Here is a 676-nt window from a genome sequence, read left to right as displayed (position 1 = left end):
CGCGGCTTTACCACTTCGTCGTATTGTTGGACGGCGAGGAGACGCCATCAGCACAGGCTACGGAGGGCGCGGCGCGCTTGCGTGCGCAACTGACGGTGATGACACCGGACAAAACGCCGCTACTGACCGGCGTTACGCTTAACGTGCAAGCCGGTGAGTTACTGCTGCTTACCGGGCCATCGGGTCTGGGAAAATCCACGCTGTTACGCACCCTCAGTGGCCATTGGCCCTACTATACCGGCAGCGTACAACACGATACTCACACCAGTTGGATCCCTCAGGGCAGCTATCTGCCTCCCGGTCGTTTGGATACGCTGCTCGCCTATCCCCGTTCGAACCAGGTATTCAGCGTTGAGCAATACCGCAGTGCACTCAGCGTTGTCGGGTTGATGCCGTTGTCCGACCGACTGGAACAGGATATCGACTGGGCACAACAACTGTCTGGCGGTGAGCAGCAGCGCGTACTGTTTGCCCGGCTGCTGTTAAACCAGCCGAAATTACTGTTGCTGGACGAAACCACCTCGGCACTGGATGAAACCAGCGCACGCACGCTGCTGCGCCAGCTTAAACAGCACCTGCCGGACAGCGCCATCGTACTGGTGAGTCACCAAACTTTTTTACGGGAAGAAGCCGAGCGCGTTATCGATTTAACCGGATACGCCCCTGTTGCAGAGCA

The 676-nt window shown here is 58.1% G+C and carries 1 protein-coding gene; it reads left to right on the top strand.

Annotated features, from left to right (window positions below; genetic code table 11):
- Nucleotides 1-676, top strand: a 676-nt coding sequence (locus J5224_RS33155; RefSeq protein WP_264629147.1) for an ATP-binding cassette domain-containing protein, incomplete at both ends; no start/stop codon positions are given.

It is taken from the genome of Candidatus Symbiopectobacterium sp. NZEC135 (assembly GCF_025962695.1).
The sequence above is the reverse complement of the archived record's forward strand: the minus strand, read 5'-3'. Positions and strand labels throughout refer to the sequence as shown.